Annotated in this window: 25 protein-coding genes; 18 read left to right on the top strand and 7 right to left on the bottom strand. The window is 59.7% G+C overall.

Annotated features, from left to right (window positions below; genetic code table 11):
• Positions 1-382: 382 nt before the first annotated feature.
• From IT585_06475 to bcp, 3 genes are all read right to left on the bottom strand, one after another.
• Positions 383-1,948, bottom strand: a complete 1,566-nt coding sequence (locus tag IT585_06475) for a hypothetical protein (protein MCC6962880.1) — start codon at positions 1,946-1,948, stop codon at positions 383-385.
• 371 nt (positions 1,949-2,319) lie between these two features.
• Positions 2,320-2,628: a Rieske 2Fe-2S domain-containing protein gene (locus IT585_06470; GenBank protein ID MCC6962879.1), complete on the bottom strand. Its 309-nt coding sequence runs from the start codon at positions 2,626-2,628 to the stop codon at positions 2,320-2,322.
• 38 nt (positions 2,629-2,666) lie between these two features.
• Positions 2,667-3,125, bottom strand: a complete 459-nt coding sequence (gene bcp / locus IT585_06465; protein ID MCC6962878.1) for a thioredoxin-dependent thiol peroxidase — start codon at positions 3,123-3,125, stop codon at positions 2,667-2,669.
• A gap of 135 nt (positions 3,126-3,260) precedes the next feature.
• On the opposite strand from bcp, the gene IT585_06460 reads away from it, so the two are divergent.
• The 7 genes from IT585_06460 to IT585_06430 all read left to right on the top strand — a co-directional run bounded on the left by IT585_06460 (position 3,261) and on the right by IT585_06430 (position 9,116).
• Complete coding sequence (locus tag IT585_06460) at positions 3,261-3,683, top strand: hypothetical protein (protein ID MCC6962877.1); 423 nt, start codon at positions 3,261-3,263, stop codon at positions 3,681-3,683.
• 181 nt (positions 3,684-3,864) lie between these two features.
• Positions 3,865-4,452: a bifunctional pyr operon transcriptional regulator/uracil phosphoribosyltransferase PyrR gene (gene pyrR, locus IT585_06455; protein MCC6962876.1), complete on the top strand. Its 588-nt coding sequence runs from the start codon at positions 3,865-3,867 to the stop codon at positions 4,450-4,452.
• Positions 4,449-5,390: an aspartate carbamoyltransferase catalytic subunit gene (locus IT585_06450; protein ID MCC6962875.1), complete on the top strand. Its 942-nt coding sequence runs from the start codon at positions 4,449-4,451 to the stop codon at positions 5,388-5,390. Before pyrR ends, IT585_06450 begins: the two co-directional genes overlap by 4 nt.
• Positions 5,380-6,687 (top strand): dihydroorotase, encoded by a 1,308-nt coding sequence (locus IT585_06445; GenBank protein ID MCC6962874.1) that lies wholly within the window; start codon positions 5,380-5,382, stop codon positions 6,685-6,687. Before IT585_06450 ends, IT585_06445 begins: the two co-directional genes overlap by 11 nt.
• 134 nt (positions 6,688-6,821) lie before the next feature.
• Complete coding sequence (locus IT585_06440) at positions 6,822-7,580, top strand: hypothetical protein (protein MCC6962873.1); 759 nt, start codon at positions 6,822-6,824, stop codon at positions 7,578-7,580.
• The gene (locus tag IT585_06435; protein ID MCC6962872.1) at positions 7,567-8,643 is read left to right on the top strand and encodes a GNAT family N-acetyltransferase; all 1,077 of its coding nucleotides are present in this window, start codon (positions 7,567-7,569) and stop codon (positions 8,641-8,643) included. Before IT585_06440 ends, IT585_06435 begins: the two co-directional genes overlap by 14 nt.
• Positions 8,644-8,687: 44 nt before the next feature.
• Positions 8,688-9,116 carry an acyltransferase gene (locus IT585_06430; GenBank protein ID MCC6962871.1) on the top strand — a complete coding sequence of 143 codons (429 nt, stop codon included), beginning with the start codon at positions 8,688-8,690 and terminating at the stop codon, positions 9,114-9,116.
• Here IT585_06430 and IT585_06425 read toward each other — a convergent pair.
• The 4 genes from IT585_06425 to IT585_06410 all read right to left on the bottom strand — a co-directional run bounded on the left by IT585_06425 (position 9,113) and on the right by IT585_06410 (position 15,451).
• Positions 9,113-10,309 (bottom strand): glycosyltransferase, encoded by a 1,197-nt coding sequence (locus tag IT585_06425; protein ID MCC6962870.1) that lies wholly within the window; start codon positions 10,307-10,309, stop codon positions 9,113-9,115. The two genes, IT585_06430 and IT585_06425, sit on opposite strands and share 4 nt — an antisense overlap.
• A 63-nt stretch (positions 10,310-10,372) precedes the next feature.
• A complete protein-coding gene (locus IT585_06420; GenBank protein ID MCC6962869.1) occupies positions 10,373-12,160 on the bottom strand; it encodes a glycosyltransferase family 2 protein in 1,788 nt (595 codons plus the stop codon).
• Positions 12,157-14,346, bottom strand: coding sequence for a tetratricopeptide repeat protein (locus tag IT585_06415; GenBank protein MCC6962868.1), 2,190 nt, complete (start codon positions 14,344-14,346; stop codon positions 12,157-12,159). Before IT585_06415 ends, IT585_06420 begins: the two co-directional genes overlap by 4 nt.
• Before the next feature lie 7 nt (positions 14,347-14,353).
• The gene (locus IT585_06410; protein MCC6962867.1) at positions 14,354-15,451 is read right to left on the bottom strand and encodes a DegT/DnrJ/EryC1/StrS family aminotransferase; all 1,098 of its coding nucleotides are present in this window, start codon (positions 15,449-15,451) and stop codon (positions 14,354-14,356) included.
• A 341-nt stretch (positions 15,452-15,792) separates the two neighbouring features.
• On the opposite strand from IT585_06410, the gene lepB (IT585_06405) reads away from it, so the two are divergent.
• The 11 genes from lepB (IT585_06405) to IT585_06355 all read left to right on the top strand — a co-directional run bounded on the left by lepB (IT585_06405) (position 15,793) and on the right by IT585_06355 (position 24,073).
• Positions 15,793-16,542, top strand: a complete 750-nt coding sequence (lepB, locus tag IT585_06405; protein MCC6962866.1) for a signal peptidase I — start codon at positions 15,793-15,795, stop codon at positions 16,540-16,542.
• Positions 16,543-16,550: 8 nt separating this feature from the next.
• A complete protein-coding gene (gene lepB, locus IT585_06400) occupies positions 16,551-17,273 on the top strand; it encodes a signal peptidase I (GenBank protein ID MCC6962865.1) in 723 nt (240 codons plus the stop codon).
• A 134-nt stretch (positions 17,274-17,407) separates the two neighbouring features.
• Positions 17,408-18,022 carry a heme ABC exporter ATP-binding protein CcmA gene (gene ccmA / locus IT585_06395; protein ID MCC6962864.1) on the top strand — a complete coding sequence of 205 codons (615 nt, stop codon included), beginning with the start codon at positions 17,408-17,410 and terminating at the stop codon, positions 18,020-18,022.
• Positions 17,994-18,677 carry a heme exporter protein CcmB gene (locus IT585_06390; GenBank protein MCC6962863.1) on the top strand — a complete coding sequence of 228 codons (684 nt, stop codon included), beginning with the start codon at positions 17,994-17,996 and terminating at the stop codon, positions 18,675-18,677. Before ccmA ends, IT585_06390 begins: the two co-directional genes overlap by 29 nt.
• A complete protein-coding gene (gene ccsA, locus IT585_06385; GenBank protein ID MCC6962862.1) occupies positions 18,670-19,335 on the top strand; it encodes a cytochrome c biogenesis protein CcsA in 666 nt (221 codons plus the stop codon). The genes IT585_06390 and ccsA (IT585_06385) overlap by 8 nt, the downstream gene beginning before the upstream one ends.
• A gap of 6 nt (positions 19,336-19,341) precedes the next feature.
• A complete protein-coding gene (locus tag IT585_06380; GenBank protein ID MCC6962861.1) occupies positions 19,342-19,455 on the top strand; it encodes a CcmD family protein in 114 nt (37 codons plus the stop codon).
• Entirely contained in the window at positions 19,452-19,823 is a 372-nt protein-coding gene (locus IT585_06375) for a cytochrome c maturation protein CcmE (protein MCC6962860.1), read from the top strand. The genes IT585_06380 and IT585_06375 overlap by 4 nt, the downstream gene beginning before the upstream one ends.
• Entirely contained in the window at positions 19,820-22,057 is a 2,238-nt protein-coding gene (ccsA, locus tag IT585_06370; protein ID MCC6962859.1) for a cytochrome c biogenesis protein CcsA, read from the top strand. The genes IT585_06375 and ccsA (IT585_06370) overlap by 4 nt, the downstream gene beginning before the upstream one ends.
• A 330-nt stretch (positions 22,058-22,387) precedes the next feature.
• Complete coding sequence (gene trxA / locus IT585_06365) at positions 22,388-22,714, top strand: thioredoxin (GenBank protein ID MCC6962858.1); 327 nt, start codon at positions 22,388-22,390, stop codon at positions 22,712-22,714.
• Positions 22,711-23,130, top strand: coding sequence for a CoA-binding protein (locus IT585_06360; protein ID MCC6962857.1), 420 nt, complete (start codon positions 22,711-22,713; stop codon positions 23,128-23,130). Before trxA ends, IT585_06360 begins: the two co-directional genes overlap by 4 nt.
• Before the next feature lie 115 nt (positions 23,131-23,245).
• On the top strand, positions 23,246-24,073 hold the full coding sequence (locus IT585_06355) for a rhomboid family intramembrane serine protease (GenBank protein MCC6962856.1): 828 nt from the start codon (positions 23,246-23,248) through the stop codon (positions 24,071-24,073).
• Positions 24,074-24,179 lie beyond the last annotated feature (106 nt).

Genomic DNA, 24,179 nt, shown 5'->3' with positions numbered 1-24,179 from the left:
CGACACTCACTTCGTTGCCGGAATAGTAGTAGTAGGTGTGCGTCAAGGTTCGCACCCAGGCGCTGTCTGGTTCGCCGCCCCCACCGCCGCCTTGAGCTTCCATTCCACCGCCGAGGAGGTCGTCACCACCGCCCCCGCCCGGAGCGCAGTTCGTGCATTGCCACGTCCAGGAAATTAGCGACTTTTTGACGCGGCGTAAAGAGGGAAAGCGTCAGGATCGCGGGGATCCTGACCTACGAAAGCGTCCCACCCTGCGCTGTCGCTTCGGGTGGGCTACCGGGTAACGGACCCACCGCAATTCCTCGTTCCTCGGGACCCACCGCAAGCGGTGGGGCACCGGTCGCTGTAAGAAATCGAGACAAAAGGAAGCACCGAGCGGTGCTCAGTCGATTTCGATGAGGCGAGCAAGGTAGAGCCGGAAGCCGTCGAGAAGCGCTTTATCGACGCGGAAGCGCAGCTCGGAGCTTTTGCCGTCGGCAAGAGGTTGGTCGCCAGTGATGCCGACGATGTACTTGCCGGTGATCTCGTTGGAGTAGTAGTCGTAGGTGCCGACTTCCTGCGCCGAGAAGCGGACGCCGAAGCGCTGGTTGCTGTAGGTCGTGTCGGCGAACTGCTCCTTGAAGAGGAAGCTGGAGTATTTGTCGCTGCCGAGGCTGCCGAGAAGCAAAGCGCCTTCGAGCGGGCTTTGTTTCATCGTGACGTTGAAGTTGTAATAAAGCGAGTCCTCGAAAACCTTCATCAGGATATTTGGCGTGCCGGACTCGAAGACGAGTTCGCCGGTCTGAGCGGCGCCGGCGTAGATGCCGGCGGAATTCTGCTGCTTCACCCAAGTCTTGAAGTCGGATTCGAGAGCAGACCAGCTCTTGCCGGCGGCGGCGGCGATCATCGCTTTCGTCTGGTCGACGGAGAGTGAATCGACAAAGCCGGCGGTGCCGGAGAATTTGCGATACAGGTCGAGGTAAGAAGCGCGGCCGAGTTGATTCCAGAGATATTCGCAAAGTAAACCGGCCAGCGGATAGGCGAAATCGGGGTTGGCCTCAAACGAGTAGAAGGTTGCGCTGGTCATCAGGGTATCGAGCGTGGTCAGATCGTTGAGATAGAGATAGGAGCCGAGCGAGGCGAGCACCGGCTCAGACCGACCCCAGCGGCCGCCGAGAAACGTGGCGGTGCCTTCTTTCAGAATCGGGTGCGTATGCGCCGGGGCACCATCGAGGGCGTAAGCGACCAGGAACTGGGCGACCTCGTTGTAAGGCGGCATATACTTGCTGACGACAGCATCCATCGAGGGGAGCAAGCGGCCCATCGCCAGCTTGCCGGTGATCTGTTCAACTTCGCCGTAGGATTCGCAGATAAAGGCATTGAACTTGAGTGTCTCCAGCATGATCAGGCGTTCGTTGGAAACGCCGAGCTTCTTGGCTGTCGTTTCGACGAATTTGTCAAGGCGTTCAAGATTGGCGCCGGCAAAGAGCGACGGGTCGCGGAATTTGACTTTCAGGTATTGCGATTGGACTTCCTCCCAAGCCTCGCAATAGACATGGAGCGGAGAGACGAGCGAAGGTTGCAGCACGGATTCGGCCATCATGTAGGCGCGGCCAGGAATGCGATTATTGCCATTGACAAGGGTGTAGCTGAGGCCGGCGAAGTCGCGGCTGAAGCGGACGGTATCGATCGTAATTGAGGCGCTGCCTGAACGCAGGGCGTCAAGGTTAAGCCAGAGAGGCGATTCCATCTCGAGCTTCACGGGTTCGTTGAGGTAGTGAAGTCGAAGTTGGTCGGAGATCGTGCGATCGAGAAGGGCCCAGCGATTGAGGGCGTCATCATAGTGGCCGGCCTTGAGGTCGTCGACGTAGCGCAGAAAGAATTTCTCGATATCGCGTTCTTTGTCGCGATCCTGAGCGAAAACGATGGACGTTGAAATGAGCAGTATCGCAAAAAGCAGGCGCTTCATTCGATCTCCTTTAGCGAGAAAATGTCCGTCACAAACAGCTACCGGGTCTTCCCATTATAGTACATAAGTCGTGATTCGGATGGGAAAATTTAGCGGGAAATGGAGGTGCTTCTTCGAGACGGAGGGCAACGAATACAACCCCCTGGCCCCCTTTACTAAGGGGATTTGTGGACGACGGGTGCTGGCTGAGACGAGCGGCAGGTCGCCCCACGAAGCGCGCAAGTTTTGCGGTTGATCAGGAGTCGAGAGCACTTCGCGGGAAGACCTGCCGCAACGTCAATGGTGTCAGCCGACTGAAGTCGGCGCTACAGGAGGACGCTACAGGGGCTTACAGGCGCGCACCACGGGGGGCGATGAAGGGGTGGGTTATGTCAGTCGAGTTTCAGGTAGACCTTGCCGTCGCGGATTTCGACGGGAAAGGTTTTGACGTGGAGGCTGGGGACATCGAGCGATTGGCCGGTGACGAGATTGGTGCGCCAGCCATGGAGGGGGCAAGTGAGAATGTCGTCCTCGATTTCACCGCCATCGAAACTGGAGCCCTGGTGGGGGCAGCGATCCTCGATGGCGTAGAATTTGTCGCCGACGCGGCCGATGGCAATGGGAATACCATCGACCTCGAGGGTGAGGGGTTCGGTGGCGGGGATGTCACCAACGGGGCAGATTTCGACGAAGTCAGCCACGACCGGAATCTAACGGTTTCTGACGAGCGGCCAAGCAGTTATTTGCCGGGCAGGTGTTCGAGCACCTGCTGGGCGTGGTTTTCGGTGTCGACCTTCTTGATGATGTCGACGATTTTGCAGCCGCGGATGATGAAGGTCGTGCGCGCGATTCCCATTGATTTCTTGCCGTACATATTTTTCTCGACCCAGACGCCGAATTTTTCGGCGACGGCGTGGTCGGGATCGGCCAACAGTGGGAAGGGGAGGGAGAACTTCTCAGTGAATTTCTGATGGCTGGCGACGGTATCGGGGGAGATGCCGTAGACGGCGACGCCGGAGTGCTTCAGCTTGGCATAGCCGTCGCGCAGCGAGCAAGCCTGACGGGTGCAACCGGGAGTGTCGTCTTTGGGATAGAAATAGAGGACAACGGTTTGATCTTTCCAATCCGCCGATCGAACCCGGGCGCCATCGGTCTGTTCGAGGGTGAAGGCGGGAACTTTATCGCCGACTTCCAGCATAGAGACTCCTTAGGTAAAGTGGACGCGCAACTCTCTTTGAACGCAGAGGAGATGCAACGAGTTTGCGGGCGTCCAAGAAGTTTTATTTTGCTTTGCCGGTCACCGAGAGGCATAATCGCAAGCGTGAGGGAGGAATTGCGGGCGATATTGCGCGAGGCGTACCTGCGCGAGCGCAAACTGAATCTGCTTTATTCCGCGGCGGCCGAGTTGGACCCCGGCGCGGTGGAAAACGGGGGATTTTTTGTTCAGGCGCGTGAGAATCAGGCGGGCGATCTGAAGGTATTGCAGGGGATCAATAGCAAGTACGGCAATCCGGAGATTGACCCCTCGATGCTGGAGAAGCTGGGGGAGACCGTGACGAGTTTGCGCGCCGGCCACAAGGAACGGTCGGAATTATTGCGACAGATTCTGGAGTGGGAGACCGCCCTGGTCGACCTGTACAAGAGTTCGCTGCGCTACCTGTCGACCGACGACGAGACCCGCAAGCAGATCAACAATATGCTCACCGTGAAGCTGCAACATCGGCGCGAGTTGATGGATCAGCTGCAGATGTTCTAATCCGCGCCGGCAAAAGCCGCTTGACAGCCATCCCCATTCTGCTAATATAACGCCCGACGAGTTCCTTTAATCGCGCCCGGTGAGGCCGAAAGGACTGAATCGATGCACTATCCTTCCGCCCCGTTTTCAACCCGGCTCGAAATGCATTTTGGTTTCTTGAATATATCGTAAAGGAGAACACTTGACGGAGAAAGACGTATCCGTGCTGATGGACGCCAAGCAGATTGCGCATGCGATTTCGCGGATCGCACACGAGATTCTGGAATCACTGGCGGACGACGAGGAGCTGGCGGTGATCGGCATCCGTTCGAACGGCGATCACTTGGCCGACCGATTGGTGCGCGAGATCAAGCACATCGAGGGGCGCAAGGTTGACGTCGGGTATATGGACATCACGCTGTACCGCGACGACTTGTTGACGAATCCGGAGCATCCGGAGATCAAGGCGACGGAGATCTTGTTCCCGGTGGATAAGAAGGTGGTCGTGCTGGTGGACGACGTGCTGTTCACGGGACGAACGATTCGGGCGGCGCTCAATCAGATTCCCGATTACGGGCGGCCGAAAGCGGTGCGGCTGGCGGTGCTAATCGACCGCGGCGGGCGCGAGCTGCCGATCCGGGCGGACTTCGTGGGGAAGAACATCCCGACGAACCCCAAGGACAAGGTCTCAGTGGCGCTGGCGGAACGCGGCGGCGAGGACAGCGTCATCTTGACGCATGAGAAAAGCGCGGAAACGAAGAAGCGCGCGGCGCGCGGGAGGAGGAAATGACTTTCAAGCGACGTCATTTGCTGGGGTTGGAAGACCTGAACGCCGACGAGCTGATGAACATCCTGGAAACTTCGAAAGTGTTCCGCGAGGTGCTGGACCGGCCGATCAAGAAGGTGGCGCCGTTGCGCGGTTTGACGGTGGCGAATTTGTTTTTTGAGCCGTCGACGCGGACGCGGGTGTCATTTGAGCTGGCGGAGAAACGGTTGTCGGCGGATACGGTGACATTCACGGCGGCGACTTCGTCGGTCAAGAAGGGGGAGACGCTGAAAGACACGGTGCGCAACCTGGAAGCGATGAAGATCGACATGGTGGTGATCCGGCACGGGTCGTCGGGGGCGCCTTATTTCCTGACGCGGTTTTGCTCGTCATCGGTGATCAACGCGGGCGACGGGCAACACGAGCACCCCACGCAGGGTTTGCTCGACATGTACACGATGTGGATGAAATACCAGCGGATCAAGGGGCTGCGGGTGGTGCTGATGGGGGATGCCAAGCACTCGCGGGTGATTCGCTCGAATATCTGGGGACTGACGAAACTGGGCGCCTCGGTGGCGGTATGTGGTCCGCCGACGTTGCTGCCGGTCGGTCTGGAGAAGTTGGGCGTTGAGGTTTACACCGACGTCGACAAGGCGCTGGACGGCGCGGACGTTGTCAACGTGATGCGGATTCAGCTTGAGCGCCAGCAGGCGGGGTTGTTGCCGTCGCTGCGCGAGTACACCTCGCTGTTCGGAATTACGCGCGAGCGGCTGAAACGATTGAACAAGAACTACACGATCATGCATCCGGGGCCGATCAATCGCGGTATCGAGATGTCGGACGAAATCGCCGACTGCGGCGAGTCGGTGATCCTGGAACAGGTCACCAACGGCGTCGCGGTGCGGATGGCGGTGCTGTATCTGCTGGCGGGCGGCGAAGGGAGAAAGAGCGATGAAGATTAAGCTGATCAAGAACGGGGCGATCGTTTTCCCGGACAAGAAGCAGCCGCTGAAGGGCGACATCTATCTAGAGGGGGACAAGATCAAGCGGATCGATCTGGAAAGCGATCGCGGCAAGAAAGCGAAGGGAAAGGCGACGTTCAAGAAGGACGAAGTCATCGACGCGACCGGCATGCTGGTGCTGCCGGGGCTGATCGATATGCACGTCCATCTGCGCGAGCCGGGGCGCGAGGACTGCGAGACGATTGCGACCGGCACGATGGCGGCCGCGGCCGGCGGATTCACCGCGGTGGCGTGCATGCCGAATACGCTGCCGCCGCTGGACAACCAGGAGTCGGTGCTGTTCGTCAAGCAGCGGGCGTCCGGGTGCAAGGCGCGGGTGTATCCGATCGGCGCGGTATCGCGTGGGCGCGCCGGGAAAGAGCTGGCGGATATCGGCGAAATGGTAAAGACCGGAGCGGTGGCGATCACCGATGACGGGTCGCCGGTGTCGGATGCCGGCATGATGCGGCGGGCACTGGAATATGCCGGGATGTTCGGGATCTGCGTGATCAGCCACGCCGAGGACATGTCGCTGTCGGGCAAGGGGATCATGAACGAAGGCTACGAGTCGACACGATTGGGGATGCACGGGATTCCGCCGTTCTCGGAGGAAGTGTGCATCGCGCGCGATCTGCTGTTGTGCAAGTACATCGGGACGCCGGTACATATCGCGCACGTGTCGACCAAAGGTGCGGTGGAACTGATCCGGCAGGCGAAGGCCGACGGAGTCAATGTGACCGCCGAAGTGACGCCGCATCATTTCACACTGACCGACGCCGAGATCGGGAAGGGCTTCAACACGAATCTCAAGATGAACCCGCCGCTGCGGACGCAGGAGGATGTGGAGGCGATCATCGACGGGCTGAAGGACGGGACGATCGACTGCATTGCTTCCGATCATGCGCCGCACGCGCCGGAGGACAAAGAGGTGGAATTCGATCAGGCGCCGAACGGGATCATCGGGCTGGAGACCTCGCTGGGGTTGGTCGCGACCCATTTGGTGAAGCCGGGGCATCTGAGTTGGAATCAGGTGGCGGCGAAGATGGCGGCGAATCCGGCGCGCATCCTGCGGACGGTCGGGGGCGATTTGCGCGCGGGGGCGGTGGCGGATATTACAATCGTCAACCCGAAGGCGAACTGGACGGTGAAGGTGGACAAGTTTCTGTCGAAGTCGCGCAATTCGCCGTACGACGGTTGGAAGCTTCAGGGCAAGGTGCGCTGGACGATTCTGGGCGGGGAAGTGAGTTACGAGGGGTAGCAACGCATTTTCCGCGGTTCGTCTCAAGTACAACGACTGCACCCCTCTCGGCAATCGGGAGGGGTGTTCTGTTTTGCAGCGGGTGCGGCGGCGAAATGCTTGTGGAATCGACAGATTTGTATAATGATTGCCTGATGCTGGATTTCACCCTGAAAATGTATGAGCGGTTGTGCCGGGCGCTGGTCGAGAGCGGGTACCGGTCGCTGTTGATGCGCGATTGGCGCAAGGCGGCAAGCGACGGCAGGCCAGTATTGTACCTGCGGCATGATGTCGACAGCCTGCCGCCAGCGGCGCTGGATTTGGCGCGGATTGAGCAGGAGCACGGGTTGGTGGCGACCTATTTCTTTCGCTGCGTGCCGAAGGCGTTCGATGCGGGAGTGATTCGGTCGATACAAGCGATGGGGATGGAATGTGGCTATCATTACGAGACGCTCGACCGCGCGCAGGGCAATTTCGCCCGGGCGATTGAGATTACGCGGGACGACCTGGCGCGGTTGCGCGCGCTGGCGCCGGTGACCACGATGGCGATGCACGGGAATCCGCTGACCAAGTATGATAATCGCGATTTGTGGACGAAGTACGATTACCGCGAGTTTGGAATCGAGTTGGAGGCATACGAGATCGTGAATTCCGGCGTGCCGTATTTCACCGACACGGGGCGCAACTGGGACGAGACGCGCGGGAATTTGCTCGACATGGGCAAGGAGCGGGCGCGAATCCGATTGACCGATACGCCGAGCCTGATTGCCTATGTGCGGCAGAACCGGAAGGATGTCTGCATCAGCGCGCATCCGAATCGCTGGAGTTCGCGGCCGGCGGTGTGGTTGTATAATCTGGCCTATGATACGACGGGGAATATTGTGAAGGGGATGATCAAGCTTGTCCGCAAGTAGCGCCGGAATTACGGTGCGGGTGCACGAGCGCGCTGAGGCGCTGCCGCCGGCCTGGGATGAATTCCTGAGCCAGTGCCCGAGCGCGACGATCTTTCACACGGCGAGCTGGCAGCAGGTGCTGGCGGCGAGCTATCCGTATCGGTTCTGCGGGCTGGAGGCGGTTGACTCCGAACAGCAGACGGCGGGAGTGTTGCCGCTGTGGCTGGTGAAGAGTCCGCTGACCGGAAAGCGGATGGTCTCGGCGCCGTTTAGTTACATCTGTCCGCCGGTGGCGAACGGCGATGCTGTCACCGAAGCGCTGCTGGAGAGAGTGATCGAGCTGACGAAGGCGAACGGGGCGGCCTATTATGAACTCAAGAGCCCGAGTGTGATTACGGCGGCGGAGTCGCAATTTGCCAGGAGCGGGCAATACGAGACATTTCACGTTGACCTGCGGCGAAGCGAGACAGAAATCTGGAGCGGGACGCACAAGGGGATTATCCAGCGCGGCGTCAACAAGGCGCGCAAGGACGGGGTCATCATCAGCATCGGCGGGGATGAGTCGAGCCCGCGCGAGTTTCATCATCTGAATTTATTGACCTGTCGGCGGCACGGGATTCCGGCGCAGCCGCTGAAGTTCCATCAGGAAGTGTGGCGGCGACTCAAGCCACGGGGTGAGGCAGAGTTCCTGTTCGCGGAACATCGCGACAAGAGAATTGCGGCGGTGGTGATTTTCTACTACAACGGCACGGCGACGTACATGTACGGCGCGAGCGACGAGGAACATCTGGCGCTGCGGCCGAATCACCTGTTGATCTGGGAGGCGATCCTGCGGGCGAAGGCGCGCGGCATGCATACGTTTGATTTGGGACGGGTGTCGGACGACAATCCGGGATTGAAAGAATTCAAGCAACGGTGGGGCGCTGCGACGTTGCCGCTGTACTATTATTATTGGCCGGAAAAGCGCGGGGTGGGCGCGGTCAATCGAAACTCATTGAAGTTCAAAGCGACAACCTTTATGTTTTCGAAGCTGCCACTGGCGATTACGGGGCACCTGACGTGGCTGTACAAGCATCTGGCGTAGGCGGTGTGTGGGTGATTCGCAAATTCTACAAGAAGCTGTGCAAGATGATCGCGGCGTACTGCGGCTGGCATCTGCTGCGGATCGCCTTGCTGCGCAGCTGCGGCTTTGAGATCGGCAAGGACGTTTACATTGCTGACGGCCTGATTATTGTGGAGGAGTTGCGCGATCGCGGGAATGTGGTGATCGGCGACCGCGCCAGCCTGGCACCGCGGATCACGATCGTGACGTCGTCGCATCCGAACAATTCGCGCATCCGGCCGTACGTCCAGACGCCGCGAGGGACGGTGACGATCGGGGCGGACGCGTGGATCGGCGCGGGGGTGATTATCCTGCCGGGGGTGACGATCGGCAACGGCGCGATCGTGGGGGCCGGGTCGGTGGTGACGAAGGATGTGCCGCCGTACAAGATCGTGCTGGGGACGCCGGCGCGGATGATCGGGGATGTCAATGTGCCGGAGAGCGAGCGGGGCTAAATTTTCGCCTGCGGCAGCAGGTGCGAGACAATCAGATTCGTCAGTTCTTTTTCGGAAAAGCGGGTGGAGACGGAGACGCGACCTTTGGCGGCGATCGACTGGCGATAGTCGTCGTCGGTCAGCAGGCGGCGGAGCGCTTCCGTGAGACCGGCGACGTCGCGAGGCTCGACCAGCAAACCGTCCTCGCCGGGGCGCTGGATGATGTCGGTGATGCCGCCGGAATTGGCGCCGATGGCGGCGCACCCGCACATCATGGCCTCCACCAGCGTCATGCCGTAGCCTTCGCGCTCGGAGACCAGGGCGACGAGATCGGACTCGCGGTAGCGTTGGCCGAGGATTTCCTGCGTAACGGGGGGATGGAATTTCACGACCTCCGGTAGCTGCAGTTCGGCGACCAGGGCGCGCAGGGCGGCTTCTTCGGGGCCCTCGCCATAAAGAGTCAGGCTGCACTTGATGCCGGAATCGACGACGTTCTTGACGGCGCGGATCAGGACATCGAGGTTTTTCTGCCGGGTGAAGCGCGAGGCAGAGACGATCGTGCCGTCGATGCGACGGACGCGCGGGTCGTAGAAGATGTTCTTGCTGTCGGAGATCAGCGGTGCGACGAAGGTTTTGCCGGCGACGGAGTTGTCTTCGATCTGTGCGAGCAAAGTGTTCTCGAGATAGGTCGAAACGACGTTGATCGAGCGCGCATACTTGAAGACCTGGCGCGCGAGTGGTTTCACCCAGGGGTATTTTTTCAACAGGTGGATGTCGGTGCCGTGGCAGGTGACGACAAAGGGGAGGTCGGTTTTTTTGGCGATGAAGCGGCCGACGAGCCCGCCGGGAAGCCACCAATGGGCCCAGACGGTTTTGGGGAAGACTTTATCAGTCAGTTCGAGCGCTTTGTCCTTGTAAGCCTGGAAAAAGCTGGCGGCGAGCAGCGGCTGACGCAGAACGCGCTGGTGCATTTCGCCGCGGTAGGCGAGAGTTTCGTCGGCATCGGAGGCATAACGAAAACGGTGGACGTGCAGGTTACCGATCTGCTCGAACTCCTTGAGGCCGGCGTCATGCGGCACGACGAAATGGAGGTCGAGATAGCGGCCGAGCGCGCGATAGAGGGGTTGAAAGCCGATGCCGGAAATGTCGTTCTCGTAGCGCGGAAAGTTGTGGGTCAGCACCAGAATGCGTGGACGATGAACCGGAGTTACCATTGCGGATCTGCCTTGCGGAAGCGGTGCGCGCCGGAGCCGAACGGCTCCGGCGCTGCAACCAAACTATACGTTTTCGCCGCTGTCGGACGGCTCGCCGGCGGACGGCTCCGAGGTCTCCGGCGCGGCGGTTTCGCGTGGAAGTTCGCGAACGCGCAGGGTCAACGGACGATCGAGCAGATCGGCTTGACCGTTGCCGCCGGAGGGAGTTTCCGTGACGGCAGGCGCCGTCGATTCGGTGGCCGGCTGCGAGCGGTGCGGAATCTGCGGGCGCATACGGCGCATGCGGCGGCCGGTGCGGCGGGCGGGATGCTCGCTCGAGGTCTCGGCCGACGGAGATTCCAAAGCCATATCGGTTGACGTCGGCTCGGCGGCAAAGAGCTCGTTGCCGGCGGGCTGGAGATCGAGAGCGGTTTCGACCGGTTCGACGGGTTGCGGGGGTGCGACGGCTGCTACCTCAGGGCGCAGGTCGATACGCGGTTGTTCCGGACGCTCACTGCGGTCGCTACGCTCGCCACGCTCACCGCGATCACCACGGTCACGTCGACCACGGCCACGACGGTCGCCCCGATCGCCCCGATCACTGCGGTCGCTACGCTCGCGCCGTTCGCCGCGTTCCGGGCGGTCGCCGCGGTCGCCGCGCTCAGGTCGTTCGCTGCGATCATTGCGTTCGGGACGGTCTGAGGTGATTTCCCGGGACTCGCGGAGTTCGGGGCGGTTGTCGCGGGAACGGCGATCGTGTCGTTCGTTCCGGTCGCGCCGGTCGCCGCGATCGCCGCGATCGCCGCGATCACCTCGACCCCGATCAAGCCGTTCACCGCGTTCGCGCTCGAAGCGTTCGATACGATCCTCGCGTTCATCTTCGGTTTCGGAACGCTCGAACCGTCCGCGCCCACCGCGCTGACCGAGTTCCTCAATCAGCCGCTTGTTCTGGGTCTTGACGTCGGCGAGCGAGTCGCGCAAGTAGACGAGGGCTTCGGTGATGATTCCCATGATGAAGGTCACGAGCGCCGCCAACTCAAAGAAGATGACGCCGTAGAGCAGCGGCCGGTAGCCGCGCTCGAGGATGAAGCGGTCGTAGAAGGCGATGACGGCAAAGACCAGACCGATGAAGAAGAAGAAGAAGGCGGTCTTGCCGAAGAGGTTCATCGGATCGCCGAAGACGGAGACCTGGAACTTGACCGCGATCAGATCAGTGAAGCCTTTCATGATGCGCGATTTGCCGGCGAATTTGCTTTTGCCGGAATGGCGCTTGCTCAAAGTGACGGGGACTTCACGGACGATGAAGTCCTTGGCGGCGGCGAAGACGGCGAGGTAGCGATGCCAGCCTTCGCGCAGCGTCGGGAATTCGTTATAGACCTCCCGCGTAAACGCCTTGACCGAGTTCATGTCGGTGACTTTGAGTTTCGGGAAGAGCAGGCGCGTCATGAGGTTGTAAATCCCCGACACGAGCCATTTCCCGTAGGAGCCGACTTTTTTGCCGCAGACCATATCGGCGCCGTTGTCGATGGCTTCGACCATCTTGGGGACATCGCGCGGATGGAACTGCAGGTCGGCGGGGTAAAAGACGAGGATATCGCCGCGCGCCTGGGCAAAGCCGCGAGCGAGGGCGGTGGTGAGGCCGAGGCGCGTGCGGTTGCGCATGACGCGCACCCAATTAAAGCGGCGCGAGGCCTCATACATTTTTTGTTCGGTGCGGTCGGTGGAGCCGTCATTGACGAACACCACTTCCACGCTATAGGGCAAGGTATTGAAGACCTTGGCGAATTCTTCGCACAAGGGTTCAATGTTGCCTTCTTCATTGTGGGCCGGGACCACGACGGACACCCGGGCATGTCGATTTCTTCCGTTCATTTGTTGCGTCTTTCCAATTGAGTGATCATATCGGCGATACGGTCATCGCGCCAGAAAGCCCGCTGGGCGACTTTGAACCAGACCAAGGCCGAGTCGAAGAAAGCGGCGTTGGTTTTGGCGGCGCCGAGCGACACAAACGCGTTGCCGATATTCAACGCGCTTACCGCATCGCCGGGCGCGAAGCGCTGTACCTGCCGGTAGGCGCCGACGGCGCGCTCGAATTCGCCGGATTGGAGCAGCGCATCGCCGAGGTACAGGTTAGCCGAGTAGTTGTCGGGGTGTTGGTCGAGGAAGCGGCGCAGGTAGAACTCGGCGGAATCCGCCTGCTGAGCGACGGTAAACTCCTGCGCGATCTCGAAGTCGGAGGGCCGGTAGTTGTGCGCCTCCGGGTTGGGGGTGGTGCCGCTGACGCGATACACGCGCACCGGCAGCGGCATGCCGGGATTCAGGCCGCGGGCGAAGTAGCGGGTGACAAAAGCCGCCTGGCCCATGATTTCCGGGTAGTCCTGGCGGGCGCGCTGTTCGTTGCCCTCGTCGATCGCCAGATGGGTAATCGGGAAGCGTTGGAAGAACGCCGAATCGACGCGCACGACGCCGAACATATGCGGGACACAGCCGAAGCGGTTTTCCTGCGTGAAGGCGGTGGCGTACGATCCGGAGAGCACGGCGCCGGGACTGAGGATGGCCCCCAGATCGCGATCGGCGGCGAGCAAGGTGTATTGCCGCACGCCGGACCAGCGGATGAAGCTGACGACGTTCCAGGCCGCGACGAAGACGACGATGGCCAGTGCCAGCGCCGCCCCGAGCGGCGCCAGTCGGGCAAAGGTGTCGGAGGTCGCGCGGTAGACGAAGGCCGCGAAGGCGCCGATCGCCACGAAGGCGAGGAGAAACGGCACGGTCGTTTCCTGGAGCGCCTTGTCGATCGCGTTGCCCGGAAGTCCGCCGAAGCTGAGTACGATCAAGGCGATCAGGGGCAGCAGCCAGAGCGCCCAGGTGACGATCAACTGCGGCAAGTTGACGGTCGGCACTTGTCCCTTTTTGGGCGCCGCTTTCGGTTGCGGCGTGAAGCGGATCATGGCGGCCAACGCCAGGGCGGCGAGAGCGAAGGCGGGGAACATGATCGTGGTCTGGTAGCGAAGCGGTCGGTAGTTCCAGGGGAACAGCGACAGGTAGCCCACTGCGAACCAGAGCAGAAGCAGCAGCCAGCCGGAGTGCACCTGGCCCAACATCCGCCGGCCGGGAGCACGGCGGGCCAGCAGCGCGAGGATGCCGGCACCGGCGAAGAAGGCGAGGATGGTCGGCAAGGGCTGCTTCAAGAAATACATCTGTTCCCAGAGGAGCGAGATCAGTTGCCAGCAGAAGGCGGCAACGGAATCGAGCGCTTTGGGAGCACCGTAGAGGCCGAAGGCCTGCTCCGACAGGTAGCCGGAGAACTCGCCGCGCGACGGCAGGTAGATGTAGAAGAACCAGATGACGGTCGTGACGGCGAAGCCGCCGGCGAAGTAGAGCCAGCGTTTGATGACCGCCTTGCGGTCTTCCGATTCGTTAAGGTATTGGTAGAGCGCGAGCAGGCCGAAGACGCCGAGCATAAACAGGGCGATCATCTTGCCGAAGAACGCTGCGCCGGCGCAGGTGAAGCCGGCGAGCGCGAAGTAAATCAGTCGTCGTTCCGCCAGCGAGAAACAAAACACGGTGGCGCAGAGCCAGAAGTTCTGGGAGGCTTCAAGAAACGGCGTGCGCGCGAACCAGACCATGGTAAAGTCGAGCGAAGCGATCAGGGCGAAGATCAGCGCGGCAAGGCGCGCGCCGAAATTGCGGAGCGCCAGCGCCAGCAGCAGGATCGCGGCGAGGTTAAAGATGACCGCGACGGCGTTGCCCTCGGCGCGACCGGTGCCGAAGAGGGTAAAGACCGCGAGGGCGAGGAAGTTCTGACTCGACTTCTCCCACTGGGTGAAGCGAGGGTCATTGTAGGGATTGGGATTGCCGACCTCGACCGAATTCTTGGCAAAATAGACGTACTGGAAGGGGTCGGTGGAAAAGTCCTGCGAGCGCGTAATGCCGGCCGGCGGATCGGCATCGAGGTAGGCGACGCGGAAAATCAGTCCGCATAAAAGAATGATGCCGAGGATCAGGAAAAAGGCTTTTCCCGAGGCCGCGGCATCGATTTTGGCAAAGAGCTCTTTCAAGCGCGACCTATTTGAATTCCCGGATTTTCTCGGCGACGAACTTGACCTGCTCCTCCGTCAGTTCCGGGAACATCGGCAGGCTCAGGATTTCTTTGGTCACGCGTTCGGTCACCGGATATTCGCCCTCGGCCAAAGCCAGGTGGCGGTAGGCGTTCTGGAGATGGGCCGGGATCGGGTAATGGATCAATGCGCCGATACCATGCTGTCCCAAAAAGGCGATGAGATCGTCGCGCCGCGGGTGACGGACGACGAAGAGATGATAGACGTGCTTGCAGCCGGGCGCCTCGACCGGCACGATGACACTGGAGCCGGCGAGGTACTTGCGATAGTGATCGGCATTGCGGCGGCGGGCGTCATTCCACTTGTCGAGGTGGCGGAGCTTGACGTTGAGCACGGCACCCTGAATGCCCTCCATGCGATAATTGTAGCCGACGACATCGTGGTAGTACTTCTTGGCCGAGCCGTGGTCGCGCAGTTTGCGGATCTTGGCGGCCAGGTCGGCATTGGAAGTCGTAATTGCGCCGCCTTCGCCGTAGGCGCCGAGATTCTTACCGGGATAGAACGAGAAGCAACCCATGATGCCCATGCTGCCGGTGGGGCGGCCTTTGTAGGAAGCGCCGTGTCCCTGTGCGGAATCTTCGATCACCGGGATGTTGTGTTTCCTGGCGATTTCCAGAATCGGGTCCATGTCGGCGGGCTGGCCGTAGAGATGAACCGGGATGATCGCCTTGGTGCGCTTCGTTATGCGCGCCTCCAGTTTGGCCGGATCCAGGTTGTAAGTCTTCTCGTCACAGTCAACCAGCACGGGTCGGGCGCCGGTATAGCTGATCGCCTCGCAGGTGGCGATGAAGGTATTGGCGGCGGTGATCACTTCGTCGCCGACGCCGATATCGAGGGCGAGCATCGCCAGATGGAGGGCGGTGGTGCCGGTATCGACGGCGACGCAGTCGGCGGCGCCGCAGTATTTGGCGAATTCTTTCTCGAAGTCGTAGACGTACTTACCGAGGACGAAAGCGGCATCGGCGCAAACGCTTTGAATCGCCGGGTCGATTTCGCCTTTAATCGATTGATATTGTGCCTTCAGATCTAAGAAAGGTACTTGCATAAACTCCTCATAGTCAGCCACAAACACATATTTTACCGAAATTGAAGACTAATGTCAAGCGGCGGAATGGTGCGACCGGGGCACTGCCAACTGGGCGAAGATGCCTCGAGTCTGATTTACCGCGGGCGCTCAGAGGGCGGTAGTTCACAATTTCGCGCCGGGGAGAAGGCAGAGCAGGGGAGTGCTCAGGGTCTGTGCGGAATCGAGAACTGCTACAAGAAAGCAGCAGGGGGCAACGGGGCGGTTCCCGGCTGGCGGCGGGTAACGAAACTTCACCTGAGGCGGAACGTTATAAAAGCAGGTTGCGGAGGTGGTTTGGAAGCATTAAAGTTGCCGTGCCCATGAGACATCTTGATTCGAGCATTAAGCGATCAATTCAATCCAATATAGCGCGTGGCGCCGGGGCGCGGCTGAAGACGCTGTGGAATTACCTGCGCCTGCTGATACTGGCGGTGGTGCTGGCGATCCTGATCAAGGAGATGCTGGTGGAGGCGTACAACATCCCGTCGGAGTCGATGGAGCGGACGTTGCTGGTGGGGGATTTTTTGATCGCCGACAAGATCACCTACGGGGCGCACATGCCGCTGACCGGATGGCGGCTGCCGTCGTTGAAGGAGCCGGCGCTGGGAGATGTGGTGGTGTTCCGGTTTCCCGATAATCCACACAAGAACTTCATCAAGCGGATCATTGCCAAGGGGGGCGACGAGGTGAAGATCGTCAACAAGGTCGTGCACGTCAACGGCCTGCCGTTGAGCGAGGGGCGCTACGCGATTCATAGTGACAGCACCATTATTCCGCCGGGCACGACGCATCCGCGCGACAACTTCGGGCCGATCACGATTCCGGCCGGGCACTATTTTGTGCTGGGAGACAACCGGGACAATTCGTCGGATTCGCGGTTTTGGGGGACGGTTCCGCGCGACAACATTATCGGCAAGGCGTTGTTCGTACACTGGTCGTGGCGGCCGAGCGAGTCGGCGCCGAAAATAACCTGGTGGAATCCGCTGTCGATTGGCTGGGCAAGTTTGTATTATATATATAACGTCCCGAGTCATGTGCGCTGGGACCGACTGTTCAGCGTCATCAAGTAGGAGAAGTGATGGCCAAGACCACAGAGATTCGCCGCCCGACCCGCAAGCCGGAGCGTTCGGCGATTGCCGCCACCTGGAGTTTCACCAAGTCGCTGGGACTGGCGTTCATTATGGCGTTGTTGATCAAGTACTCGGTGATCGAGGCGTACAACGTACCGACCGGCTCGATGGAAGACACGATCCTGGTCGGCGATTTCCTGCTGGCGAACAAGTTCATTTACGGGATTCACATACCGATCATCGGCACGACCTTGCCGGGAATCCGTGATCCGCGGCCGGGCGATATTGTGGTATTCAAGTTCCCCGGGGATTCGGCGACCAACTATGTCAAGCGCTGTGTGGCGGTGGGTGGGCAGGTTGTGGAGATGCGGGACAAAAAACTGTATGTCGATGGCGCAGAGTTCAAGGATTATCCGTTTTCCAAGCATACTAACACAACTGATCGCCGCCGCGATACGTTCGGGCCGTACCGGGTACCGCCGAACACCTTCTTCATGCTGGGGGACAATCGCGACGACTCATATGATTCGCGCTACTGGGGGCCGGTGCCGCAGCGGTTTATCCTCGGGAAGGCGCTGGTCGTGCACTGGTCATGGGGAGCGCCGCCGGATATGGATGCGCCGCGATGGGATTGGGGGAATCCGCTGACATGGCCGGGGAGCATCTGGTATAATCTTCTGCATTTCCATCAGCGGGTCCGGTGGGATCGGCTGGGGCAAACGCTGACGTAGATTCCAGTGCGGTTTTGTGTCGGCGGTTAGCCAGCCTTCACGACTTGTGAAAAATTTCGCAAAAAAGGGTTGACTTTCTCTTATATCCCAATAAGTTCTCACTCAAGATATGGGCATTCTTGCGTAGAACACAGATGATCACGCTAAAGGTTGAGCAGCTGTCAAAGAATTTCGGTGACCGCAAGGTTCTGAAGGACCTGAACTTTGAGGTGGCGGCGCCGGGAGCGATCGGGATTACCGGCTTAAACGGCTCCGGCAAGACAACCTTGATGAAGATTCTGGCGCAGATGCTGACGCCGACGAAGGGGAAGGTGACGCTGGCCATCGAGGAGAAGGCGGTGCCGGCGGAACATTTTCTCGATCACATCAAGATGGTCGGGCCGGAGATGGCGCTTTATGAGATGCTGACCGGTTACGAGAATCTGAGGTTTTTCGGCAAGTTAGCCGGGGTCAAGATGGATCGAACCGAGCAGGATGCGCTTTTGGCGAAGGTCGGGCTGACAGGGCGCGGCGACGATATGGTGGGGGCGTATTCGTCGGGGATGAAGCAGCGGTTGAAATACGCCGTGGCACTGCTGGGGCGGCCGACGGTGCTGATTCTGGACGAGCCGACCGCGAATCTCGATGAGGAGGGGAAGGCGATCGTCGGGACCATCATGGCGGAGCACAAGCGGGAAGGCATCTTAGTAGTGGCCACCAATGAAGCGGAGGATTTGACCCGTGTCGAGCGCGTCATCCGCCTGGGTTAGCAAGGCCGCGGCGGTCCTGGTGAAGGACCTGCGGACGGAGTTACGGACGCGCTATTCACTGAACGCGCTGTTCATGTTTGCGTTCACGACGCTGGTGGTGGTGAGTTTTTCGCTGGGGCAGTTGGGGTTATCCTCGCTGGTGCATGCGGCGTTGTATTGGATCGTGATTTTTTTCTCCGCGATGTCGGCGCTGGCCGGCGTTTTTATCAAGGAGGAAGACACCAAGACGGCGCAGACCTTAAGACTGTACGCGCGGCCGTCGATAATCTATACGGGGAAGCTGATATACAACATCCTGCTGTTGTTCTTGCTCTGTATACTGATCACGCCCCTGTATGTGATTTTCATGCACGTGGAAGTTCCCGACCCGGGACTTCTGATCCTGGTGATATTTCTCGGTTGTATCGGCTTGGCGGGCGCGACGACGTTGATCGGGGCGATTGTGGCGAAGGCCTCGGCGCGCAGCGCGCTGTTTGCGGTGTTGTCGTTTCCGGTGTTGTTGCCGCTGTTGGTGGCGGCGATTGCGGGGACGAACGCGGCGCTGGCGAACGAGGGTTGGAGCGGCGCCGAAAATCATGTCAAACTCCTCGCGGCTTACGCGGTTATAATGATAACGGCATCCGTAGTCCTTTTTGATTTTGTGTGGAATGGTTAGACAAGTCTTACAAATCGGTTTGTTCATCGTCACGGCGATGGTGATCTGGTTTTCGTTCACGACGCCGGCGCCGCAGCAGCAGATTGGCGACGCCTCGCGCATTTTCTACTATCACATCCCGGTGGCGTGGTTGACGGTGGTGGCGTACGCGGTGAATCTGATTTTCTCGATTCGCTACTTGAAGACGCGGACCGAGATCGACGATTTTCGGGCGCTCTGGGCGGCGGAGATCGGGACGATGTTCTGCGTGCTGGCGACGATTTCAGGGAGCCTGTTTGCCAAGGTGACCTGGGGGGTGTACTGGAATTGGAGCGAGCCGCGGATGCTGTCGATTTTCGTGCTGCTGATGATTTACGGCGCGTATTTGGCGATCCGGGCGGCGATTCCGAGCCTGGACCGGCGGGCGACGCTGGGGGCGGTGTACGCGATTTTCGCGTTCCCGACGGTACCGTTTTTCATCTTCATCATGCCGCGGATGATGGCGTCGCTGCATCCGTCGGATTCGGTGATTGATGCCAATTTGAAAATTAGCATGGGTGGGTCCGTATTGCCCATCTTTTTAATATCGCTGGCCGTTTTTACGGTTATATTCTTCTGGCTGTACGGGCTGGGGGTGCGGCTGCACAAGGTCCAGACGGCGCGGCGGGAAACGGAGTAACGGACGATGGAAACTTCGAACTATACGGTACTTTTTGCCAACCTGATCATCTGGGCGGGGATCTTCCTGTTCCTGTTTCGCCTCGATAAGAAAGTCAAAGAGCTGGAGAAGACGAAATGAAGGTCAAGATCATTCTGGCGGCGGTGATCGTCGTCGCCGTGGCGGCGTGGGGGTTTTCCTCGTTCACGAAGTCGATGACCTCGTACGTTTCCTTTGCCGAGGCCCAGAAGCGCTCCGCGCGGGTGCAGGTGATGGGTGCGATCGACCACGATCAGGTGAAGTATGATATCGACACGCAGGAGTTATTCTTCCCGATTACCGACGAGGACGGCACGACGATGACGGTGAAGTATACCGGCACGATGCCGGGGAACTTCTCGCAGGCGACGCATGCGGTGTGCGTGGGCAAGTACAACGGCAATCAATTTGTCGCCGACCAGTTGTTGATCAAGTGTCCGTCCAAGTATGAAGGAGAACTGCAAGGATGATGACGGTTGCCCTGGGCAATACGCTCTTAGCCATCGCCTGCGTCACCGCGGCGCTGGCGCTGGTCGGTTACGGCCTGGCGCTGTTTAACCGCGACAGTCTGGTCGGGTTGGCGCGCAAGTCTTATTACATTTTCGCGGGGGCGACGATTCTGATGTGCGCGTTTTTCCTGATGCAGATCTTGAATCACAATTTCGCGCTGCAGTACGTGCACGACTATTCTTCGCGGGACCTCGAACTCGGTTTCCTGATCTCGACCTTCTGGGCCGGGCAGGTCGGTTCGTTTACGCTCTGGCTGTTGTTCATCACCGTGATCGGGATATTCCTGATCCGGCGCGAGACGGAAAACCACTCGGCGGTGATGTTCTTCTACATGCTGGTGATCGCGTTTTTCCTGACGTTGTTGGTAGTGCGGTCGCCGTTTCTGCCATACCCGCCGGAGGTGCTGGCGCAATTTCCGGGCGGAGTGCCGCCGGACGGCAGCGGGTTGAATCCGTTGCTGCAGAATTACTGGATGGTGATCCATCCGCCGATCGTGTTCATGGGATTTTCGTTGCTGGCGGTGCCGTTCGCGTATGCGTTGGGCGCGTTGGCGCGCAACAACTACCGCGACTGGGTGAAGAACTCCTTCCCGTGGACGGCGCTGGGCTCGTTTTTCCTCGGGCTGGGCATCTTCCTGGGCGGTTACTGGGCGTACGAGACGCTGGGCTGGGGCGGCTACTGGGCCTGGGATCCGGTGGAGAACACCTCGCTGATTCCGTGGCTGCTCAATCTGGCGCTGATGCACGGATTGTTGATTGAGCGCAACAAGGGCGTGTTCCGCCGTTCGAATCTGCTGCTGGCAGTGTTCTCGTTCCTGTTGGTGGTGTACGGGACATTCCTGACGCGCTCCGGCGTGCTGGCCGATTTCTCGGTGCATTCCTTCACCGATCTGGGGACCTCGGGCTACCTGATCTTCTTCATGTTATTCTTCACGATCCTCTCGACGGTGCTGTTGGTGGTGCGGGCCAAGACGGCGCGGACGGGAGTGGGGATCAAGGATCCGTACTCGATGGACTTTGCGATCGCGGTGGGGATCTTCTTTCTGGCGCTGCTGGCGATTTTGACCTTGATCGGCACGTCATCGCCACTGATCACGCGCATTTTCGCCGAGCCGGCCAATGTCTCGATCGACTTCTACAATAAGACGGCGTTGCCGATGGCGGTGATTCTGGCGTTGCTGGTGGGAATTTCACCGTTCCTGGTGACGAAGGATCGTACCCTCCCGACCTTGATCAAGCGGTTGGCTCCGGCGGCGGCGCTGGCGGTGGTCGGTACAGTGCTGGCCTATATTTTCGACGTCACGCAGTTCATGTATCTGCTGATGATATTCACGGCGCTGTTTGCACTGTTCGGGAATTTCTTCGTGGTGTTTCTGCAGCCGAATCGAGTCGGGTTGCGCATCGGCGGCTTCTTGACGCACATGGGTTTCGGCGTGATGATGATCGGCATCGTGGTGTCCTCAGCGTTTTCGCAGACCGACAAGGTGAACCTGTATTCCAATCAGGGACCGGCGCAGTCGTTCCAATACAAGATTGCGTACAAGGGCATGCACGGCGATATCACCAATAAAGACAACTCGGTGTTGCTCGAGGTGCAGGACGGGCACACTCAGTTCAAGGCCGACCCGAAGATGTTTATTGCCCGCGAGAACCAGGGGCTGATGCGCAAGCCGTTTATCCGCAAGTACTTCCTGTATGACCTGTACTTGTCGCCGCAGGAGCAGCGGATGATGGGCGAGGGGGACCAGATGGTACTGATTAAGGGCGAGGCCAAGCAGGTCGGCGACTACGATGTGAAGTTTACCAATTTCGACATGGGCAATCACAGCGATCCGAACACGATGGAGGTCGGCGCGGTGCTGGAAGTGACGCATCAGGGCAAGACCGACACGGTCGTGCCGCGGATGGCGTTCACGCAAACGGGCAAGCAGTTTTTGTCGGCGCCGATGCCGGACGGATCGGGGAGCATCGTGCTGCAGGACATTCAGGCGGATGCCGGCTCAGTGTCGTTGAAGTTCTCGGGCGTGCCGGGGATGGATGTGGTTGATCTGCTGGTGCTCGAAGTCTCGAAGAAGCCGTTGATCAATTTGGTCTGGCTGGGTGTGGTGATGGTATGTGGTGGGACGTTGATCTCATTTATCCGGCGGCGCCGGTTGCAGTTTGCGCGCGTACCGCAGGCGGGTACGAGCGAGTAAAGAACTCGACAAACGGCAATGTTGCGGCGGGCGAGCCACTTGGCTCGCCCGTTGGCGTTGGGGGCTTTCCCGATGGACGACAGACGGTTATCAAAGCGGGCGGCGGCGCCGGTGCAGGCGATTCACGCAGCTGCGATTTGTCTTGTCGCGGCGTCTCAAATTCATAAAATGACAGGCACGCGCGTGGCGAGCGCACTTTGACGGCGCGGCTCCGATCGCGCGGACGCGGCTGCAGTCTCTGGATGTGACCGGCGGACGCCGGCGGAACAAAAGCGGCGCGACTGAGTTTAAGACATTGGATTTGATTGTATAGTTGGAAGGAGAAATGAAATGTCGAATGCCTTGGCCGTCTCCGATGCGACTTTTGAGAATGAAGTGATCAAGAGCGGAGTGCCGGTGATCGTGGATTTTTGGGCGGAGTGGTGCGGACCGTGCCGGATGATCGCGCCGATTTTGGATCAGTTGTCGGAGGAGTATTCCGGCAAGTTGAAAGTGGTGAAGGTGGACGTTGATGCCAACGGCCGGACGGCGATGCAGTACAGCGTAATGTCGATACCGACGCTGTTGTTTTTCAAGAACGGCAAAGTGCAGGACCAGGTGGTGGGTGCGCTGCCGAAGAAGATGCTGCAAGAGAAGGTTGAAAAGTTTCTCGCATGAGCGAGTCGTTTCACAATCCGGCGGACGCCGAAATCAAGCAGCTTCTGCAAGCGGCCAAGCGGATTGCGGTGGTGGGGATGTCCGCCAAGCCGGAGCGGGCCTCGTACAGCGTGGCGCGCTATCTGATGGCGCAGGGCTACGAGGTAATCCCGGTCAATCCGATGGAAACGGAGATTTTCGGGTTGAAGTCGTACGGCAGCGTGGGCGAGATTCCGGGGAAGATTGACATCGTGGACGTCTTCCGGCGCTCCGACCAGACCGATCCGATCATCGACGAGGCGATCAGGGTCAAGGCGCGCGTAGTGTGGCTGCAGCTGGACGTCGTCAATGAGGCGGGCTGCTTGCGGGCGCAGGCGGCCGGGCTGACGGCGATTCAGAATCGTTGCATCAAGATCGAGCATGCGCGGCTGCTGTAGGGCGCCGCGCATTGACATAGCGAGCCGCGGGGGCGGCCAGCGGCGGCCTTGCCAAATGCCGCCGAACCTATTATACTCCGTAACGTAAACTACCGATATTACAATAGATACCGGCATGTACCGCGATACCACATACCAGGAAAAGACGTTCGGATTTCAGCAAGGTCTGACTCCGGGAATCAAGTATCTCTTGATTGCCAATGTCGCGGTGTTCCTGGTGCAGATGGCATTGCCGGCGCTGCGGCTGGAGCGGCTGTTCGGACTGGTGCCGTACGCGATCACGCACAAGCTGTTTGTGTGGCAGGTCGTGACGTATATGTTCCTGCACGGCGGGTTCTGGCACATCTTCTTCAACATGCTGACGCTGTGGATGTTCGGTTCCGATCTGGAACGGCAGTGGGGGACGCGGGAGTTCCTGAAGTTCTATTTCGTGACCGGGGTAGGCGCGGGGATCATCACGTTCCTGTTGCAGCTCAACAACAGCGTGCCGGTGATCGGCGCCTCGGGGGCGATTTATGGAGTGCTGGTGGCGTTTGCGGTCTTATATCCGAATCGACTGGTCTATATTTGGTTCTTGTTTCCGATAAAAGTAAAGTATCTGGTCATGATCCTGATCGGGCTGGGCGTGCTGGCCTCGTGGAATCAGCACGCGGACGGGATCGCGCACTTTACGCATCTGGGGGGTGCGCTGATCGGCTATTTGTATTTGAAGGCCGACTGGCGGATTCCGAGCTGGACGCGGTCGTTGAAGCTGAAGCTGCGCCGGCCGCGGGGGCCGAAGCTGACGCACACGCAGCCGCCGGCGCCGGGAGACGACTTGATGGAAGAAGTGGATCGGATTTTGGATCGGATCAAGGAAGTGGGAGGCTACGAGCATTTGACCGAGCGCGAGAAGAAAATCCTGGAGAGCGCTTCGCGGAAGCTGTCGGAGCGGCAGCGATGACGATCCGCAAGCGCATCCTGGTGGCGGACGCCTCCGAGACGATTATCGCGGTGTGCCGCAAGCTGCTGACGCAGCACGGCTATGACGCGAATCTGTTCCAGGACGG

It is taken from the genome of Candidatus Zixiibacteriota bacterium (assembly GCA_020853795.1).
Taxonomy (GTDB): Bacteria; Zixibacteria; MSB-5A5; order CAIYYT01; family CAIYYT01; genus JADJGC01.
The sequence above is the reverse complement of the archived record's forward strand: the minus strand, read 5'-3'. Positions and strand labels throughout refer to the sequence as shown.

Bases quoted from the DNA above. Each gene is read 5' to 3' on its own strand.
- IT585_06430 (MCC6962871.1), top strand. From the start codon at position 8,688: ATGATCGCGGCGTACTGCGGCTGGCATCTGCTGCGGATCGCCTTGCTG.
- IT585_06375 (MCC6962860.1), top strand. From the start codon at position 19,452: ATGAAGGTCAAGATCATTCTGGCGGCGGTGATCGTCGTCGCCGTGGCG.
- IT585_06445 (MCC6962874.1), top strand. From the start codon at position 5,380: ATGAAGATTAAGCTGATCAAGAACGGGGCGATCGTTTTCCCGGACAAG.
- IT585_06360 (MCC6962857.1), top strand. From the start codon at position 22,711: ATGAGCGAGTCGTTTCACAATCCGGCGGACGCCGAAATCAAGCAGCTT.
- IT585_06440 (MCC6962873.1), top strand. From the start codon at position 6,822: ATGCTGGATTTCACCCTGAAAATGTATGAGCGGTTGTGCCGGGCGCTG.
- IT585_06450 (MCC6962875.1), top strand. From the start codon at position 4,449: ATGACTTTCAAGCGACGTCATTTGCTGGGGTTGGAAGACCTGAACGCC.
- bcp (MCC6962878.1), bottom strand. From the start codon at position 3,125: ATGCTGGAAGTCGGCGATAAAGTTCCCGCCTTCACCCTCGAACAGACC.
- IT585_06355 (MCC6962856.1), top strand. From the start codon at position 23,246: ATGTACCGCGATACCACATACCAGGAAAAGACGTTCGGATTTCAGCAA.
- ccsA (MCC6962859.1), top strand. From the start codon at position 19,820: ATGATGACGGTTGCCCTGGGCAATACGCTCTTAGCCATCGCCTGCGTC.
- IT585_06420 (MCC6962869.1), bottom strand. From the start codon at position 12,160: ATGAACGGAAGAAATCGACATGCCCGGGTGTCCGTCGTGGTCCCGGCC.
- IT585_06475 (MCC6962880.1), bottom strand. From the start codon at position 1,948: ATGAAGCGCCTGCTTTTTGCGATACTGCTCATTTCAACGTCCATCGTT.
- IT585_06410 (MCC6962867.1), bottom strand. From the start codon at position 15,451: ATGCAAGTACCTTTCTTAGATCTGAAGGCACAATATCAATCGATTAAA.
- lepB (MCC6962865.1), top strand. From the start codon at position 16,551: ATGGCCAAGACCACAGAGATTCGCCGCCCGACCCGCAAGCCGGAGCGT.
- IT585_06380 (MCC6962861.1), top strand. From the start codon at position 19,342: ATGGAAACTTCGAACTATACGGTACTTTTTGCCAACCTGATCATCTGG.
- trxA (MCC6962858.1), top strand. From the start codon at position 22,388: ATGTCGAATGCCTTGGCCGTCTCCGATGCGACTTTTGAGAATGAAGTG.
- ccsA (MCC6962862.1), top strand. From the start codon at position 18,670: ATGGTTAGACAAGTCTTACAAATCGGTTTGTTCATCGTCACGGCGATG.
- lepB (MCC6962866.1), top strand. From the start codon at position 15,793: ATGAGACATCTTGATTCGAGCATTAAGCGATCAATTCAATCCAATATA.
- IT585_06425 (MCC6962870.1), bottom strand. From the start codon at position 10,309: ATGGTAACTCCGGTTCATCGTCCACGCATTCTGGTGCTGACCCACAAC.
- ccmA (MCC6962864.1), top strand. From the start codon at position 17,408: ATGATCACGCTAAAGGTTGAGCAGCTGTCAAAGAATTTCGGTGACCGC.